We start from the raw sequence: 17594 nt of genomic DNA on the forward strand, positions 1-17594 counted from the left end.
TATAAGCATGCATCTATGGATTATCCTCCGCTTGAAGGGGCAAGTAAATTGTAGGATAAAAGCCTCAGGGCTTTCAAGTATAATGCTAAATTGTAAATAAACGGTTGGTTACCAAAGGCTAGTGCTAAAATAAAAATGAGCAGACTCGACACTACACGTTGTAAAAAGTTTATGATAATAATGGAGTATCTATCTTTGGGTACTATCATTTTTAACGATCCCCTTTTTATTCATAATGTGTCCTTCTGGTTCTACTTTATCATTTGCGAGCATCCAAAAATCAACTGAAAACGCTCCACTTCCTTCTAGTAGTATTATGCAAAGAAAGGTCAGTAATAAAACAAAATACTCAATGCCTTCACCTCGTTTTTTATTGTTCCAATTCATGGTCCATCCATCCTTACGGTGGGTCAGGAGGGCACCAGTGAAAATAATAAAATTAGCAAAGGCGACAAATCTTCCAAAAAATCCGGCGATCAACATTACACTTCCGAATGCCTGCCCAATTATTACAAGCCAAGCCACAACTATCGGCACATTTTTATCCTTAAAACTTTCGAGAGATTGCTTTATTCCTACCCCACCTCCAAAATCCTTAAACCATCCCATTAGTTTTTGCATCCCATAAGGAAAAATAATAATTCCGGCAACCAGCCTAATCAAAGTATAGGTCCAGTTGTTCTCTGTTTGCAAGAAGAGGTGAATTATTCCATTATAATTTGTTTGGATCATAAACAAAGGTATAAATTTATACGCTTATTTAAGCCAATTGGCCTAATCTTGATTTATCAAATTGCTTGTCTGGTAAGGCCACCTTTTCAATGATAGCCCTGGCCTTATTTCTTGCATAGTATCTTCCTTTTGGTTTTGCTTCGAGAATAGATTTTAAAATTAACTCTGCTACTATTGACGGTTCATCATTTTTAGGGAATGATTTCTTTAAAAACAGCAAAAATTCTTCAGCCAGTTTAGCATACGCCTTTCCTGTCGATATTTTTTGCAGGCTTTGTGCGGCAATTCTGCTCCATTCCGATTTTATACCATGTGGCTCTAAAAGAACCACATCAACACCAAAAGGTTCTACCTCTTTTCTTATACTCTTGTTTATCGCTTCAATGGCATATTTACTGGCACTGTACCAACCGGACAGGCCAATTTCGGCATCATTGTAATCAGAAGATATGGTAATAATTTTACCTGACTTCTGTTTTCTCATATAAGGCAAAACCAATTGCGATAATCTGGCCAATCCAAAGACATTTACATCAAATTCATATTTCACCTCTTCAATCGAGACATCCTCAATTGCTCCTAACAGCCCAAATCCAGCACTATTTATTAGGATGTCTATACGTCCTTCATTGGCAATTATTTCATCAATTCCGCTCTGCATATCCCTGTCTTCGCTGATATCCATAAGCATAATGTGAGCGCCCAGTTGCCGCAGGTTTAAGATTTCTTCTTTTCTTTTTGCTGATGCATAAACCACAAATCCATTTTTTAATAGCGACTTTGCCGTGGACTTCTCTATGTCTGATGACGCACCGGTGATCCAGACTATTTTCGCTTTAGTTTTCATTGTATTAGTTTTAAATTATTGTTGTTACAAATTGACTTTCGTAGCTCCTAAAATATTCCCTGTAGCTGTATCTTGGATAAATCCAACAATCTCAGCATTTTGGGTGTTAAAATTTTTAGGAAAATACAAATTGGTCCTTCCTTTTTCGTCTGCTGTTATGCTCCTAGTGGTTAAATTCCTCACAATCTGGTAATGAGAAAGCAGTTTTCCTTCATTTTCACCACGCTTTACTTTGTTTTTAGCAGATTTTTGGACCAGTACCAGTACTAATTGTGTGTTTCTTGAGTTTCCTGAAGCTTTGTAGCTTACTAGTGACCCGTTTTTTAAACGTTGTGCCGATATAACCAAGTTTGCTTCGGCTGGTTTTGACAGCAATTTTGTAAAACCACTTCTAACAGCAGTTTCTTGTGAGCCAACATAATCCGTTTTGCCGTTTATGATAAGTTGTGGTGTGTAAATGGGTTCCTTTTGTAACCATTTGCCATAGCTGTACTGTCTTTTAGTATAATCTGCGTTACTGAAAATATCTTTCCAGCCAAGATCGTCCCAATAATCTACATGATAGGAAAGAACATAAACGGGTTGGTCTTTGTATTCATTCTGGATTTTCCCCATTAATTCATCTGCGGTTGGACAACTGGAGCATCCTTCGGAGGTAAATAATTCCAAAACGGCAAAACCTTTTTTATTGGTTTTACCTGTATGATTTTTTTGCCCGTAAGCCGATACGTTAAGTACTAGTGCTAAAAGCACAAAAGCGATTGTTAATTCAATGTGTTTCATTTTTTTGTATATATTTATTAATTATTAGAAGAAATTTAGTCTCAGAACGTACGCTGTAAATCGAAAACCATTTGAGTACACAAATTAATTATCCAATTAGTCGACGCTTCCGTTCCTTTATTTTGAAATACCTGTTTGCGACCAGACTTTATATTCTTGTACATCTGGCAAATATCCAGCCGGTTGGTTTAAATCATTGCCATCAGAATCCAAAATGACATAATAAGGCTGTGCATTGGCTTTATAGCGAGCAATCTGAAAATCACTCCACTTATTTCCGACTGTTTCAATGTTTTTACCGGTTTCTTTAGATATGTATTGTTCCTTTTCCGGAAGTAAGCGTTTATCGTCTACGTGCAATGACACCAGAATCACCTCATTTTTTAGAATGGATAAAATTTCGCCGTTTGACCATACATTATCTTCAATTTTTCGGCAATTCACGCAAGCATAACCCGTAAAATCCAGAAGAATAGGTTTGTTTACTGATTTGGCATATGCCAGTCCTTTTTCATAATCGGTAAATGTTACGATGTTGTGTGGTCCCCATTCTGCGTCTGGGGGCAATGAATCATCAGTTTGAGAATCAGAAGTGCTTCCAATGCCATGTGACGATTCAGAATAAGTTAAGGGAGGCGGAAAACCACTGATAAGTTTTAAGGGCGCTCCCCAAAGACCCGGAATCATATAAACCGTAAAGGAGAGGACTAATAGTCCCATAGCCAGTCTTCCTACCGTAAGCTGTTCCGTCGCGGGTTCATGCGGCATTGTTATCTTTCCTAATAAATAAAGTGTAAACGTGATAAAAATTGCAATCCAGATAGCTAAAAATACTTCACGTTCAAACCAATGCAATTGCAGAACTAAATCAGCATTCGATAAAAATTTGAAAGCTAATGCCAATTCCAAAAATCCTAAAGAGACCTTTACTGTATGTAGCCAACCTCCTGATTTAGGTAAGGTATTTAACCATCCCGGAAATAAAGCAAACAACATAAATGGCAAAGCCAAGGCCAAAGAAAATCCCAGCATACCCACAATTGGCGCCAAGCCTCCTTTTGAAGTCGCTTCCACCAATAGTGTTCCTACTATCGGACCTGTGCATGAAAAGGAAACTATTGCAAGGGCGAGAGCCATAAATAATATACCTGAGATACCACCTTTATCTGCTTGTCGATCTACTTTGTTTGCCCAGGAATTAGGCAATAATATTTCAAAGGCGCCCAGAAAGGATAAAGCAAAAAATACCAGCAGAACAAAGAAAATCAGGTTAAACCAAACGCTGGTTGATAAAGCATTGAGTGCATCTGAACCAAATAACAGTGTAATCACGCTACCTAAGAATACATAAATTAAAATTATAGAAATACCATATACAACTGCATTCTTAATTCCTTTAGCCTTGCTTTTGCTTTGCTTGGTAAAATAACTTACGGTCATTGGAATCATCGGAAAAACACAGGGTGTTAATAAAGCCGCAAAACCTGATAAGAAGGCGATCAGAAAAATAGACCAAAGACCCTTGTCAGATACTGGTTGATTGCTTACTGTGTGCGTTTCTATTTTATTTTTTAACACAGTAAAGCTTTTGACATTTTTACCCGTTAATGTGGCAGTATTAAATTCAAAATAGTACGATTGCGGAATACAAACATCCTTGCATACTTGATAGGAAAGTTCAACCTGAATCAACTGATTTTTTCTTTCTGTTACTACAATTTTTTGCTTTAGCTGTATTTTATCTGTAAAATAGGTTTCGGACACACCAAACACTTCATTGAATTGCGTTGTTGTCTCGGGACTTTCGGCGGCGCTTCCTTCTATAATAAAATTACCGGTGCTATTAGGAAATAAAAGTTTTAAAGGAGCTCCTCCTCCTTTGGGAGTATTTTGGGAATAAAGATGCCAGTCTTTTTCAATAGTGCCATCAATTATTAGGAGATAATCCGTAGCAGATTGTTTCTCAATTCTCGTTTCCCATTTTACAGGGTTAATAATCTGTGCATTTGCATTTATAAATCCTAATAATAGAATTAAGATAAAATATTTTAAGTGTCTCATAATCTTGAAATTTTCAGCAAAATTATAGACAACCCTCAGTAAATAGAATCTTAAAAATTATGAACCAGACATATTTAATGGTAAACCAGCCATTTAACAAGTTAAAATAAAACACTGTCTTTATTTTTAGCCCCAACACTTTTAATTGCTGTGAATCATAGTCATTTGGCCGTTCATCAAAGCCGTTTAAGTCAGGTTTTAAAATGTCTGATTCAGGATAGGATTTGTCCGGTTAACCATATTAATGCTATAGTTCAATGCAATGTCCAGATATCTTTGCCCCATAATTTTAACTTTAAATTTTATAAATGAAAACAACAATTGAAAAAGTACTGTATACCGGAGTGACACAAACTAAAGGTGGCAGAACAGGTAATTCTAAAAGTTCGGACGGTGAATTAGACATCATCCTCTCATCGCCGGGCAGTAACAGACCAGGTACCAATCCTGAACAATTATTTGCCGCAGGTTGGTCAGCTTGTTTTATTGGCGCTATGGGAAAGGCCGCACTTAACTTAAATGTAAAATTGCCCGCAGACCATTATGTGGACACTGAAATTGATTTACTATTAATTAATGATGGTTATGAGCTTCAGGCGCGTTTAAATGTAAGCTTACCGGGTTTAGATCCTGAAATAGCACAAAGTATTGTTGATGAAGCTCATCAAACCTGCCCTTATTCAAAAGCTACACGAGGTAACATTAAAGTTACAATTAACTTAATTTAAATAATTACAAAATGAAAAACGTATTGAAGAGCATAAAAAAGATGCGACCATTGCTCTAATAGCAACGGCGCTATTTTCCACAACTACAAGTGTGGCACAAGAAAAATTAATTAAGAATATAGTTATCGTGCACGGCCAATATTTGGATGCTTCGGGATGGAAGGGAGTGTATTCGATTTTAACCAAAAAAGGGTATCATGTAACCTTGGTTCAAAATCCTTTGACTTCTTTAAAAGATGATGTAGAGGCAACTAACCATATTTTAGAGAGTCAGGATGGACCAACTATTTTGGTAGGGCATGCATGGGGCGGAACTGTGATAACAGAAGCAGGTGTTCATCCAAAAGTTGAAGGTCTGGTTTACGTAACGGGGTTTGTACCTGATATTGGAGAAACTACATGGAAGTTAGCAAGATCATTTCCAACACTTCCTGAAATGAGAACCGAGGCTCCTGACACAGGTGGATACATATTTTATGACAGAAGCTCTTTTAGAGTTGGTGCGACCGGCGAATTAAGCAAGGAAGATGCTGATTTTTTAAATGCCTCCCAGCTTCCAATCTATAAAGATTGTTTTGGAACGCCAGTTACTAATGCGGCTTGGAGAACAAAACCAAGTTATGGAATTGTAACCATCAATGACAGGGCTATTAATCCGGATCTGCAAAAAAGCATGTACAAAAATGCGAAAATGAAAACTACCGAATTAAAAGGAGGTTATTTAGTTTATATATCACAACCTCAGGCTGTAGCCGATGTTATAATTGCGAGCATCACTAAAAAAATAAATTCGTTTTTATAATTGGTTTTTGTTTGTTTGGCAAAAAGCAGCTCTTTCTTTTAAGAGCGGCTTTTGTTTATTCATATATGACTAAATAATCTGCCAGTGGGGATGCACACAAAAGGTGTGATTTATACAAGGCATTTGTCTTAATTTAGTCTTCTGTTAGTTTATAGATTAAGGATCTTTGTTGATTCTGTAAAATTTTACTACCGGAAATTTTATATTGTTAAAATTCTATTGAAACTAAAATAGGTTCAGGTACAAGCGGAGTATTATCCTCTAATCGTAAATAGATCTTTCTTTTAGTTGCAATCTTATTCCATTGAAATTTAATCAGATGGGGTAATTTGCATTGTTTTTTCATGGATCATTAGTATAAACCTAGTATGTTTAAATAAAAAACCTGTCATAAGTTTGATAGAGTCGCGTCGGCATAACCATTTTTTTGCTTAAAATATTGGCAAATTGCCGTTAAACTGAAATCGTAGTTCTGGCTCCAATTATCTTTAAGGCAAATACTACTTTTTTTAAATAACTAAACTTCAGGCGCTTATGTGATTGATATTATGAATAAATAATGGTGTTTTTGTTAATTTTTGGGTTTATATTTGATAGACCAATTTAAACTTTGCATTTGAATTTGAATTGTTAACTGTCTAAAAAATAAATTCTTATGGGAAATTTAAAAGAATCCTTGAAAGCAATTGATAATCTGTTTGTAGAGGAAAGCCAGATACCGGAACAGTATAAAATAACGGAGATTCATCAGCGGGAATACTTACTTAATGGCAAACTGGTTCCTTGGAATGGAGAAGTTGCGGAAGTTTATTCTCCTGTTTTTGTTAAAGGTGATGAAGGTCTTAGGAGAAAACTTCTCGGTACAATTCCTCATACTTCTCCCAAAGAGGCTTTGGATTCCCTGGATGCGGCAGTTAAAGCCTATAATGAAGGCCAGGGGATGTGGCCTACGATGAGCATTGAGGGCCGCATTCTATGTATGCAGAAATTTGTATATCTGATGATCCTACAGCGTGAACCGGTCATTAAAATGCTGATGTGGGAAATTGGAAAAACTCTTCCCGATTCCATTAAGGAATTTGACCGCACGGTAGAGTATATCAACGCTACTATTGATGCATTAAAGGATCTGGACAGAGTTTCCTCACGATTTGAGGAAGCGGAAGGAATCTTGGCACAGATTAGAAGATCTCCCTTAGGCGTGGTGCTGAGCATGGGGCCTTTTAACTATCCTTTGAATGAAATATTTACCACGCTCATACCTGCCCTTATTATGGGTAATACTATACTATTTAAGCTTCCCAAACATGGAGTGCTATCGCATTATCCATTGCTTAGCGCATTTAAGGAAGCTTTTCCGCCGGGGACTGTAAACACGCTTTACGGCCGGGGTGCTGATATCATTTCTCCACTGATGGAAAGCGGGAAAGTCAATGTTCTGGCATTCATAGGCTCCAGCAAAGTAGCCAATGGGTTGAAAAAACTCCATCCTAAACCAAACAGACTGCGATCTATTTTAAGCCTTGATGCTAAAAATGCGGCAGTAGTAACCAAACATGCAGATCTTGAGGTAGCAGTTAATGAATGCCTTTTAGGCGCGCTGTCTTTTAATGGCCAGCGCTGTACTGCTCTGAAACTTATTTTTGTACAGAGGGAAATAGCAGACGAATTTGTAACTAGATTAAGTAATGCTGTTACGACCTTAAAGCCTGGCTTACCTTGGGATAAAGATGTCAAAATTACACCGCTCCCAGAATTTGACAAACCTGATTATCTTAAAACCTGTCTTGATGACGCTATAGCCAACGGCGCAAAAATTGTTAATGAAAATGGAGGATATGCCAATAATTCCTTTGTTTTTCCTTCCGTGGTATATCCTGTTAATGATAAAATGAAATTGTATCATGAAGAACAGTTTGGGCCTATTATTCCAATTGTTCCCTTTGATTCCATTGATGAGCCAATTAATTACCAGATCAATGCGTCGCATGGAATGCAGGTGAGTATTTTTAGTGAGGACCCTCGAGAAGTAGCGAGTCTGATTGATCCGTTTGTTAATCTGGTAAGCCGAGTAAACATCAATTGCCAGTCACAGCGAGGGCCTGATGTGTTTCCTTTTACAGGAAGAAAGGACAGTGCCGAGGGAACTTTATCGATAGCAGATGCGTTGAGGTCTTTTTCAATTCGCTCATTAGTTGCCACAAAAGCAACTGCGTCCAACAAGACTTTATTTAATAGTATTGTTCGAGATCATGATTCTAATTTCCTTAGCACTGATTATATTTTTTAACAGGATTACAATTGAAAATCTTTGTAACTAAAGTTGAGGTCAAATACCGATGCACTGTGTCAAAGAATATGTCATAGCAATTTTTTAAGACAATCAATTGACTAATTTATCATGGATTTGTATGGTTTTTAATTTAAAATGAAAAGCCTCACACTAGACTGCGAGGCTTTTAAGATGTATGTAATCTGAAATGGAACCCATCTGCCAGTAACTTTGGTTGTTAATTTTGAAGTAAATTGCCGTCCAGTCTGGTGATAGAAGAGATTCTTTGACTTGAACTTTCAGCAGAATCCTTTTGTAATTTTCTGCCTTCCACCCTATTATAGGTTGCAATGATGCTATCTGGATAACTGTTTTTAATTGTTACGATTTCTGTTTTCAGAAGGGTCGATTTCACATTAAAATCATATGAGGCTGGATCTGTTGATTCTTTATAGGTATAGAGCTTAAAAATGGCGCCTTGCTTTTGTTTGTGCCCAGCGTCGTTGTAGCCTGCTTCTGCCTGCTCATTGCCGTAAAGCACAGCCCTGGTTTCCAATTTAGGGTTATAGCTGGAAGCAATGATTTTCAGATCTTTTTTTGAAAAGTATTCCGAAACGGGACCTGAGACTTCAAGGCCGCAGGCGAGGACAACCGCAATTGCGGCAAGGGAAATAAATAATGTTTTCATAAGGTAAATGTTTTTTTAAATGATTTATAATTAAAGTAATCCTTCGAGCACTACTGAGAGAACCAGCGCCACAGACACAACAAGAAATGCCGCAAGGAGAAAAAAGATAGTTTGTGCTATTTTCATGATTTCCATATTTTTAAATGAGTGAAAATTGTTTTTTGCGGTCTAATATTGTTTCCCGCTTCAATATTTTTGGCAAAGGTAAAACAGGGTTTATGGTACTAAAAGCCATAAGAGGTTCAAGCTTCCCAATTTGAAGCTGAACTGGCCATTTGAAATACTTAATAAATAGAAATGCAGAAATTTAGGCCCCGAAGGCTGTCAACTAAAACGTATGCATAGGATGGCGGAAGTGTGCTACTTTGCGAAGAACCACATCATAAACGTATTTGCATTTCTTTGATTAAATCTGGATTTAGTATTAATGATCGTAGTTATATGGTTTTATGTAATCTTGTTGTCTGTGAATTGTTTATGATGGTGTTTTTCTATGTATCAAGAAATTGCAGTTCGCCAAGCAATTATTCAATTTCTCTTAAAAATTGGGATTGTGGGTTGCATACAGATTGCAATAGTTAGTGTATGCATTTTTATCGTGTCAAAAGTAAGTCGCTCAGATTTTTAATTGCGATTTAAATTATTGATAAACAATATTTTAAATATTTACAGGTATTCGATAGCTTTAAATTGGAATTAAGAGCGAACTTTCATTTCCGAAATGCCTTTAAATTTTTCTAATATCGCATCTTACGATAAATAATATTATTGGACTACAAGAATAGTTTGATTTGGTACCTTTTTCAATTTTATTTCTGTGATAAATTTGTTATTGAGTTGCTCGTTAAACATAGGGCACCAAGACAGAAATTTTTATATAGTTGACGTTTACTTGTCTTTTTTTTTAATGCGTATTCAATTGGATTTACCAATATTTTTATTACAACAAAATTATATGACTGAGAACCGAAAACTTAGACTATTTAAAAGTGCATTACCAAAAATGCAGAATTTAGTTAATTTTAAAGTCTATTTCATTAAAAAAATTGAATTTTCAGCTTACTATATAAGGCTATTTGATATAAATTATGCAAAAGATGATTTTTCAATGGAGGTTAATCAAATGAGTAGTAACCCGAAGGGATGCAATATGAATGTTTTCTATTTGGAAAACAGTGATAACTCCGGAGAATTATACTTGATCAGTGATTCTCTGATTTTTCCAAAAGAATTTATCATTAAAAAGTATTCATGTATTTCTGGCAGTACAGTAGTTGAATTGCCAACTGTGAAAAGAATTATGTAGAATTCCGCTTTGATTACAAAAAAAGGTACCGTCATAAACACGTAAATACTGCTTTTTAAATATATGACTTACCAAATCGATATAAAAGACGCTATGCTTCCTTACAAAAACCTCATTGTCTTTGACAAAAATAAAGGTCTTCCAATTTACAAACAGATTTCTCTTGAACTTATTTTATTGATCCAACAAGGAAAACTTCAACCCGGAACTCTGTCGCCAAGTACACGTTCACTTGCTTTTGATTTGCAGGTCCACAGAAAGACAATTATAGCGGCATATGATCTACTAATTGCTGAGCATTGGGTTAGCAACTTACCGCGAAAAAGGTATACAGTATCAGCAATACTACCGGTTATAAAACCAAGGTCCTATAATAGCAAAAGGCTAAATTCATTTGCTGTTAGAGGGAGTTTTGATTTTGAGCCAGTTCCAACCTTTATTGATTTTGCCATCCCAAGTGCTAAAAGCACTATTATCATAAATGATGGGTACCCCGATCCTTCCTTACTTCCTACTAATGCGATTATAAAGCACGTAAAAAAGCAGTTTGAATATGTCGCTTCAGAGGCAAATTCTGTCGGTACCCATGAGTCATTTTCGCGTTTGACAGTAGCACTTCATTCCTTTCTTTGCAAAACACGTGGAATTGATATGGGAATTGAAAATGTACTTACAACTAGCGGTGCACAAATGGCAATTTACATTGCGGCTTCCTTGCTTATTAAGCGTGGGGATAAAGTTGCCATAAGTGAACCAACTTTTTCATTGCCGAAACTCTATTTACAAGACTGGGAGCAGAACTTATCCGCGTTCCTATGGATAATGATGGTATGTGCACTGATAAATTGAAAGAGGTGCTACAAAAACACAAAATAAAATTGTTATATGTTATTCCTCATCACCATCATCCTACCACTGTAACAATGAGCGTTGAAAGACGCAATGAGCTTTTGCAAATTATTAACGCCAACAATTTTGCCGTTATAGAGGATGATTATGACTATGATTTTCACTACAAATATGAACCTTATTTGCCACTGGCAAGTGGTGATCATGGCGGTCGTGTTATCTATATAGGATCCTTATCGAAGGTGTTGGGCTCTTCTTTCCGTATAGGCTACATGATAGCAACTTCAGATTTTCTCGAATCAGCTCGCAGACTTCGAATACTTATAGACTTGCAGGGAAATACGATTTTTGAGAATGCGATCGCCTCTTTTATAGAAAATGGAGATTTATCGCGGCATATTCAAAAAACCAATAGAATATATGCGCATCGATGTACTGTATTATCTGACTTGATTCGTAATGAATTGGCAGAAGTAGTCTCGTTTACCAAACCTTCAGGAGGAATGGCATTATGGCTTGAGTTCAAACCGGAATACGACGTATCTAAAATTATAAATAAAGCAAATATGAAGGGACTTATACTGCAGGGAATCCCTTATTATCAAGATACAGATTCCAAAATTAATGCTTTTAGATTTGGGTTTGCATCAGTGAACGAACAAAAATTAGTCCATGCGGTACAAATTCTTAAAAGTGCAATAAATAGTATTTAAGTTTTCTATGCAGGCATTTTACATATTGTTTTTGAACTAATTTATTTTTTTTGTTGATTCGAAAACAGTAGTTTTTTGTACTGTAATTTTGTTGTAGCTAAATAAAAAAATCTTTCGCGTTTTATACATTAATCTACCTTTTATGTAATAGTTTAAATAACTTGGCGGTCTTAGTTCTTTTTCTGTTGATGAAAGGTCTGTGGGCTTTCAGTTTTAGATAAGTTTCATATTACCCGACAGTAGTCTGACTTTTTATCATGGAATAGCCTGCAAAGACATTTATATTCAAAAGTAAGATAATCATTAATGCAAATTTTTTCATATATTTTGTATTTTAATAATTTAAATCGAATCTTCCTTCTCTGATTTCCATAATTTCTCCATTCATGTTACGATATCAATCAATTTTTTGCATTACAGGAACAATATTCTCTAAAAGTTTCGAACGTATACTGCTTAACCTTTGATTTTGTTGACTATCTGGTTTTCAAAAATACAATGTGCCACGATTCTGACACAAATTTAAAATTACAGGTTGCGAACATATTTAGAAGTACGATTTTGTAGTGGGAACAGGACTCGAACCATAAGAATAATTTTGATGCTTTAAAGTTTCGAACTTCTCCCTGGCAAGGGCTGTAAATACAGGAAAGACTTGGTTTTTTAAATCCGAATGCCCCGATTCTGCACCGAAAATTGATTTTTTGAAAATCCAGATTTTTTCAAATGCAGGTTTTGGAGAAAGAGGTCTCCGAACTGATATCTTATTCCTAGCAAATACTGGCGTTTGTGGCTTGTCAAATTTGTGGTCAACTAACAGGTCAACTCCCAAGTTGATGTGAATTTTTGTGATAAATGTACAAATAAAAATCAATTGTACATTTAAAATATAAAAAATGATTCATATCGGATTTCCTTTCTAAGTCTCCAGTTTTTGTTTAAATATCCGACTTACTTATTTTAAAATAAATAAGTATAAAAATAAAAAACAGAAAAATTTCGCCTATTTTTGAAGTAACTTAAAATCACTTAAAAAAGGTAGTTTTAAGATGTTTATTATATGGCGAATGTTCTTATATATACCAATGTAGCGGTTTTTTGATTACTATCCTTTCGGAATGCTGGTGCCGAACAGACATCAAGATACCAAAGAGTATCGTTATGGTTTCCAGGGGCAGGAAAAAGATGATGAAATTAGAGGCGGTGATGGGAATTCTATTAACTATACTTTCAGGATGCATGATCCTAGGGTTGGTAGGTTTTTTGCAATTGATCCGTTATTTAGAAAATACCCACATAATTCAACTTATGCTTTTAGTGAAAATAGATTAATTGATGGTGTTGAATTAGAAGGAAAAGAGGTTCAATTAATAACAGGCGGAATTGGAGCCATTGTTGGGGCGAGTATTGATTTGGGAGGCCAAATGCTTGCAAATCGTGCAAGTGGTAAGCCTATGTTTGAAAATATTGATTGGGCAGATGTTGGCATTTCTGCGGCAGAAGGGGCGACGATTGGTGCCGGTTTACCACCTAACATAGTACACGGTGTAGCTTCTGTCGGAAGAGTATCGCTTGACTATAGTTCAGAAGAAGGTGTTGCTGTAATTGGTGTAAATAAAAGGCCTCAAAAAGTATTAGCTGATAGTTGGGAAGAAGCGACTGGATTGGCTACAGGAGGGTTAATCTCCAATTCTAAAGTAGGTAAACTGGTAGATGTAGTAGAAGCAAAAGTTGCTGGAAAATTAGTGCCTAGAATTGCAAGCGGTCAAATTTCAACAACTGGAGCTATTGTTACAATAAAGGCTTCTGGTGGAGTTGCAGACTTTGTAACTTCATTTCCTGGAGCAAGCGTACTGCTGAATTTTTATCAGGAGGCTTAAATGATAAACTTGAAAGTTTGAGCGCCGCAAAATATGGGAATGTAGAAAAATCTAATGTGAGAGTTCCTGCTTACAAGAATTATACAATTCAGAAAGGAGATACACTACAAGATATTGCAAAGAGAAATAATAGAACTGTTAAGGGTTTATCACATCAAAATAAAATTACGGATCCAAATAAAATTACTGTCGGGACAACAATAAAAGTTTAATATGAAATTATTAGAAAATCTTTTTGGAAAATATTACCTTATATGCCATTAATAATTTTGTTTTCAATTGTTGCTTTTTTTATACAGTATTATAAGGCAAAAATTCCTCGAGAAAATATTAAAGAAGCAATAGGAACCGTGACTGGTTATCAAGAAGGAGGCACGAGCATGAGGCCTGCTGAATTAGCTTTCAGTGTAAAAGGGGAAAAATATATCACATATATATCTAGCAATTATGATGTTGGAGAAAAGTTTGTAGTCGAATATGAGGAAAATGAACCCAAAATAAATAAAGCTAGAATAGATAAGCCAGTCTTTTTAACAAATGAGAAAACAAATATTACTATTGGTATTGTAGAAAATTACAATCCAAATTATTTTAGAGAAATTTCATTTATATATTTTGTTAATGGAAATAAATACAAACAAAGTTATTTGCCTATGAAAAATTCAGAATTAAAATATCCAAACTTAAGGGAAGGAAATAAATATAAAGTAAAATATTGGACTGAAAACCCAAAACGTTCTATTATTTTATTAGATGAACCAACTACACAACCTCTAAATTACTAGATATCATCTATGCTTAACGATGCTCAGAAACTCTTTTGTCGTTTAAAACCATCGACGAATTAGCAAATGGAATTTAAAAAAGAAACCTCACAGCTATGCGAGGTTTCTTTTTCATTTTTACACAATTGAACGTATGTATCAGGTTTAACTTTCATCTAAAATTGTATTTCTATTGAAAACACAACCTAAAAAAAGCTGTAGCTTTTCTATTTAATAACTCTCTAATTTACTATATACTTTTTCAATCTCTTTATCCATATAAGCCTGTGCATAATGAACATATCGATTAAAAGAAGTACTTCCATTACTATGTCCGCTTATTTTACGAACCAAATGCTCAGGCATTCCTAAAATAAGCAACGTAGTAATTGCAGTACGTCGCATCATGTGAGAACTCATTTTATCACAAAAACGATTATTTGCAGAATCCGTTTTCTTGGTTAATTTTTGAGTTTTCCCTTGTTTCTCTCTGGAGACTTCAATGGGCATTGTAAATCCAGCTTGTTCGCCAATTTGTTTGAGACTTTTATTAAAATTGAAAAGACTGATGTTTCCAAAAATTGGCGTTCTATCATTTACAGCCTTATAACGGTGAAAGATCGTAACGGCATAAGCAGAAAGTTTAATAAAGCTAAAGGTTTTTGTTTTTTGAGATTTCAGTTTTAAATACCAATCTCCTTCCATTTGTTCAAAATTTTTGTTTGTCAGTAAAAAGATATCTGAATAACGTAAACCTGTAGAACATCCAAAAACAAAGACATCTTTAATTCGTTTATGGCTTGGAATAAGTGATTGTTCAAATTCTTTATCATGAATTAAAAATTTTAACTGTTCTGGTGAAAGAACGAAGATTTCAATTTCCTCTTTACGAACATAAAATAAACGTTGAAAATCTCCAGTTATAATATCTTTATCGTTTTTAAGATAATTAAAAAACACCCTAATTACTTTAACATTAGCGCCTACATAATTATCGTGACAACCTTTTTTGTATAGAAATTCGGTAAACTTTTGATAAAATTTTTTCCAATAACTTTTTTCGGATACTAGTTCGCGTTTGTCAAGTTTAGATGCATCACAAATCCGTAATTCAAATTTTGTATCGCTCGAAAACTGAATAAGATTGTTTAATACATAATAATAGTTTTGTATCGAACCAGATTTTATTTTTTCGCCATTTTTTTTGAGCCGTTTTCCGCTTTCAGTTTCTTTAATGAATTGTTTGAATAAGGGAATAATTGGACTCGTTTTTTTCATGGTTGTGTTTTTTGACAAAAATATAATTTTAGAGGAGAGTTGAAATGGTTTGAATACAAAAATAAAAAACTACCATTTTTGGCGTTTGCGACTTTAATCTTTTGTAGCTTATCGTTCTAGGTTCAAAGTTTGAAAATTTTATAAAAAGTGTGAAAAAGAAAAAACCTAATACCAGAATCATATCCAGTATTAGGTTTTATTATTTTATAACTTTAAAATTTAAGAAATTAAAATTATTATTTAATTACTATTATTAAAACAGTAAGTATAAATATAGATAGAAAAATGTAAAACAACAACGCTATTAATTTTTTAGTTTCATAATGATACTCAAGAAGTAGTTTATCGTTTAGTTTTAAAACATCACTTTTATCAAGTGAAATCATTTTTCCTTCAAAAGAACTTGTAAATGTTTTATGCTTTTCATAGAATTCAGGATGTTTTTTTTAACGTAAGATGACATTTTAAAAGCTAAATTTAGAAGTTTAGCAATATAGAAGGGATACAAAATAAATCCATAAATTAAAGATAAAAAATTGAAATATGGCACTTTCAGAATAATCAGAAGTCCTGTAATGATTGTTACACTTAAAAAACTAATATATAAATTACGTATACTCATCATTTATCTAATTTTTTATCAATCATTTGAACTGTTGTTTCCATAGTTTTAATATTTCCTTGCGTTGTTGCGATATTTGCATTAGCATTTTTTAAATCTTCTTTACCTTTGTTATATTGCTCTATAGCCCATTTTTTATGAAGCTCTCCATTTTGACCTTTGTAATAATCTGAAGTTTTAAACTTAGAAATTTTTTCTTTTGCATCTTTTATATTGGAAAGAGCCTCCTTTTTATCTTTTTGTACACTAGTTAATGTCTCCTTTGCACTTTTAATCTGACCTGATAAAGATTCCCTAGCACTTTGCAACAAAGTAGTATACTTCGCTAAGTTTGAAATAGGTTTTATTTCAGTATTACTATATGCATAGTCTACAGAAACAGGGAGAAGACCCGCACCTAAACCAAAGGAAAAATAACCTCCTATATATTCTCCTGAAGTAGCAAGTCCCACAGAAGCACCACCAGGTACCCCAATAAGTGTTGCATTAAAAGACGCTCCACCAGTATGTCCCCAACCAGATGCATCCCTAGCTGAAGGCATTGTAGGGAAAATTGTTAGATTTATCCCTGTGCTTATTGAAACATTTGTAGTAAGTCCTAAACCATAAGAACCGTAAGCATAAATTCCGTCAGGAGCAATTACAATACCTGCACCAGAATTACCTGTGATTCCTGCACCACCACTAACTGTTTTACCAACTAATAGAACTTCTTTTCCTTCTAATTCCACTCCATCAATAACCCTATTCTCGCTAAAAGCATAAGGACTATTCCATGTAAACTTTGCACTTAAAGGGTCAACTGCGAAAAATCTACCAATTCTCGGGTCATGCATACGATATTTGTAGTTAATCGAATTTCCTTCCCCCTTAATCTCGTCATCCTTTTCCTGTCCTTGGAATCCATAGCGATACTCTTTGGTATCTTGATGTCTGTTCGGCACCAGCATTCCGAAAGGATAGTAATCATTTTATTGACAAGGCCGATAAATTGTTTTTAACGCAAATAATGATCGATCCGAAATCGCCTTTTTCAATGCATTTCGTTAATCCAAATATATTGATAATTCTGTATAAATTGAAAAAGAGTTTAATCTATTATTGATATTTTACGAAACGTACCAAATTATGAAATTTACTAGTTAAGGCAGTAGCTCATTTCCTTCAATGTAACCCAATAAAACATTTTTCAAGTCGGAGTATTAGACTCCCGAACTTATTTTTTCGATTCAATATTTATCTTCAATGATCTAGTAATGTTTCGAACTT

14 protein-coding genes and 2 pseudogenes are annotated in these 17594 nt (G+C 34.7%); 9 read left to right on the top strand and 7 right to left on the bottom strand.

The window, feature by feature from the left end; genetic code table 11:
* Nucleotides 1-189: 189 nt before the first annotated feature.
* The 4 genes from ACQ9BO_RS09050 to ACQ9BO_RS09065 all read right to left on the bottom strand — a co-directional run bounded on the left by ACQ9BO_RS09050 (nucleotide 190) and on the right by ACQ9BO_RS09065 (nucleotide 4423).
* On the bottom strand, nucleotides 190-693 hold the full coding sequence (locus ACQ9BO_RS09050) for a DoxX family protein (protein ID WP_431244441.1): 504 nt from the start codon (nucleotides 691-693) through the stop codon (nucleotides 190-192).
* A gap of 67 nt (nucleotides 694-760) precedes the next feature.
* Nucleotides 761-1579 carry an SDR family NAD(P)-dependent oxidoreductase gene (locus tag ACQ9BO_RS09055; RefSeq protein WP_431244442.1) on the bottom strand — a complete coding sequence of 273 codons (819 nt, stop codon included), beginning with the start codon at nucleotides 1577-1579 and terminating at the stop codon, nucleotides 761-763.
* Nucleotides 1580-1603: 24 nt separating this feature from the next.
* Entirely contained in the window at nucleotides 1604-2362 is a 759-nt protein-coding gene (locus ACQ9BO_RS09060) for a DUF1223 domain-containing protein (RefSeq protein ID WP_431244443.1), read from the bottom strand.
* 117 nt (nucleotides 2363-2479) lie between these two features.
* On the bottom strand, nucleotides 2480-4423 hold the full coding sequence (locus ACQ9BO_RS09065; protein WP_431244444.1) for a cytochrome c biogenesis protein CcdA: 1944 nt from the start codon (nucleotides 4421-4423) through the stop codon (nucleotides 2480-2482).
* 308 nt (nucleotides 4424-4731) lie between these two features.
* Here ACQ9BO_RS09065 and ACQ9BO_RS09070 point away from each other — a divergent pair, with 308 nt between their 5' ends.
* From ACQ9BO_RS09070 to ACQ9BO_RS09080, 3 genes are all read left to right on the top strand, one after another.
* Nucleotides 4732-5151: an organic hydroperoxide resistance protein gene (locus tag ACQ9BO_RS09070; RefSeq protein ID WP_431244445.1), complete on the top strand. Its 420-nt coding sequence runs from the start codon at nucleotides 4732-4734 to the stop codon at nucleotides 5149-5151.
* A gap of 91 nt (nucleotides 5152-5242) precedes the next feature.
* Nucleotides 5243-5953: an alpha/beta hydrolase gene (locus ACQ9BO_RS09075; RefSeq protein ID WP_431244446.1), complete on the top strand. Its 711-nt coding sequence runs from the start codon at nucleotides 5243-5245 to the stop codon at nucleotides 5951-5953.
* 655 nt (nucleotides 5954-6608) lie between these two features.
* Nucleotides 6609-8243, top strand: a complete 1635-nt coding sequence (locus ACQ9BO_RS09080; protein ID WP_431244447.1) for an NADP-dependent glyceraldehyde-3-phosphate dehydrogenase — start codon at nucleotides 6609-6611, stop codon at nucleotides 8241-8243.
* 220 nt (nucleotides 8244-8463) lie between these two features.
* Here the strand turns inward: ACQ9BO_RS09080 and ACQ9BO_RS09085 are convergent, their stop codons facing one another.
* The gene (locus ACQ9BO_RS09085) at nucleotides 8464-8913 is read right to left on the bottom strand and encodes a hypothetical protein (protein WP_431244448.1); all 450 of its coding nucleotides are present in this window, start codon (nucleotides 8911-8913) and stop codon (nucleotides 8464-8466) included.
* A 1003-nt stretch (nucleotides 8914-9916) separates the two neighbouring features.
* On the opposite strand from ACQ9BO_RS09085, the gene ACQ9BO_RS09090 reads away from it, so the two are divergent.
* From ACQ9BO_RS09090 to ACQ9BO_RS09115, 6 genes and pseudogenes are all read left to right on the top strand, one after another.
* Nucleotides 9917-10219, top strand: a complete 303-nt coding sequence (locus ACQ9BO_RS09090; protein ID WP_431244449.1) for a hypothetical protein — start codon at nucleotides 9917-9919, stop codon at nucleotides 10217-10219.
* 63 nt (nucleotides 10220-10282) lie between these two features.
* Entirely contained in the window at nucleotides 10283-11068 is a 786-nt protein-coding gene (locus tag ACQ9BO_RS09095) for a GntR family transcriptional regulator (protein ID WP_431244450.1), read from the top strand.
* On the top strand, nucleotides 11035-11781 hold the full coding sequence (locus ACQ9BO_RS09100) for a PLP-dependent aminotransferase family protein (protein ID WP_431244451.1): 747 nt from the start codon (nucleotides 11035-11037) through the stop codon (nucleotides 11779-11781). Before ACQ9BO_RS09095 ends, ACQ9BO_RS09100 begins: the two co-directional genes overlap by 34 nt.
* 1115 nt (nucleotides 11782-12896) lie before the next feature.
* Nucleotides 12897-13661 (top strand): annotated as a pseudogene (locus ACQ9BO_RS09105) (hypothetical protein); the annotation flags it as partial.
* Between the two features lie 17 nt (nucleotides 13662-13678).
* A complete protein-coding gene (locus ACQ9BO_RS09110) occupies nucleotides 13679-13873 on the top strand; it encodes a LysM peptidoglycan-binding domain-containing protein (RefSeq protein ID WP_431244452.1) in 195 nt (64 codons plus the stop codon).
* Nucleotides 13874-13915: 42 nt separating this feature from the next.
* A complete protein-coding gene (locus ACQ9BO_RS09115) occupies nucleotides 13916-14446 on the top strand; it encodes a hypothetical protein (protein WP_431244453.1) in 531 nt (176 codons plus the stop codon).
* A gap of 210 nt (nucleotides 14447-14656) precedes the next feature.
* Here the strand turns inward: ACQ9BO_RS09115 and ACQ9BO_RS09120 are convergent, their stop codons facing one another.
* The gene (locus ACQ9BO_RS09120) at nucleotides 14657-15703 is read right to left on the bottom strand and encodes a tyrosine-type recombinase/integrase (protein WP_431244454.1); all 1047 of its coding nucleotides are present in this window, start codon (nucleotides 15701-15703) and stop codon (nucleotides 14657-14659) included.
* A gap of 621 nt (nucleotides 15704-16324) precedes the next feature.
* Nucleotides 16325-17278, bottom strand: a pseudogene (locus ACQ9BO_RS09125) (RHS repeat-associated core domain-containing protein); the annotation flags it as partial.
* Between the last annotated feature and the right edge of the window lie 316 nt (nucleotides 17279-17594).

Source organism: Flavobacterium sp. P21, from assembly GCF_050632225.1.
In the GTDB taxonomy this organism is placed as follows: domain Bacteria; phylum Bacteroidota; class Bacteroidia; order Flavobacteriales; family Flavobacteriaceae; genus Flavobacterium.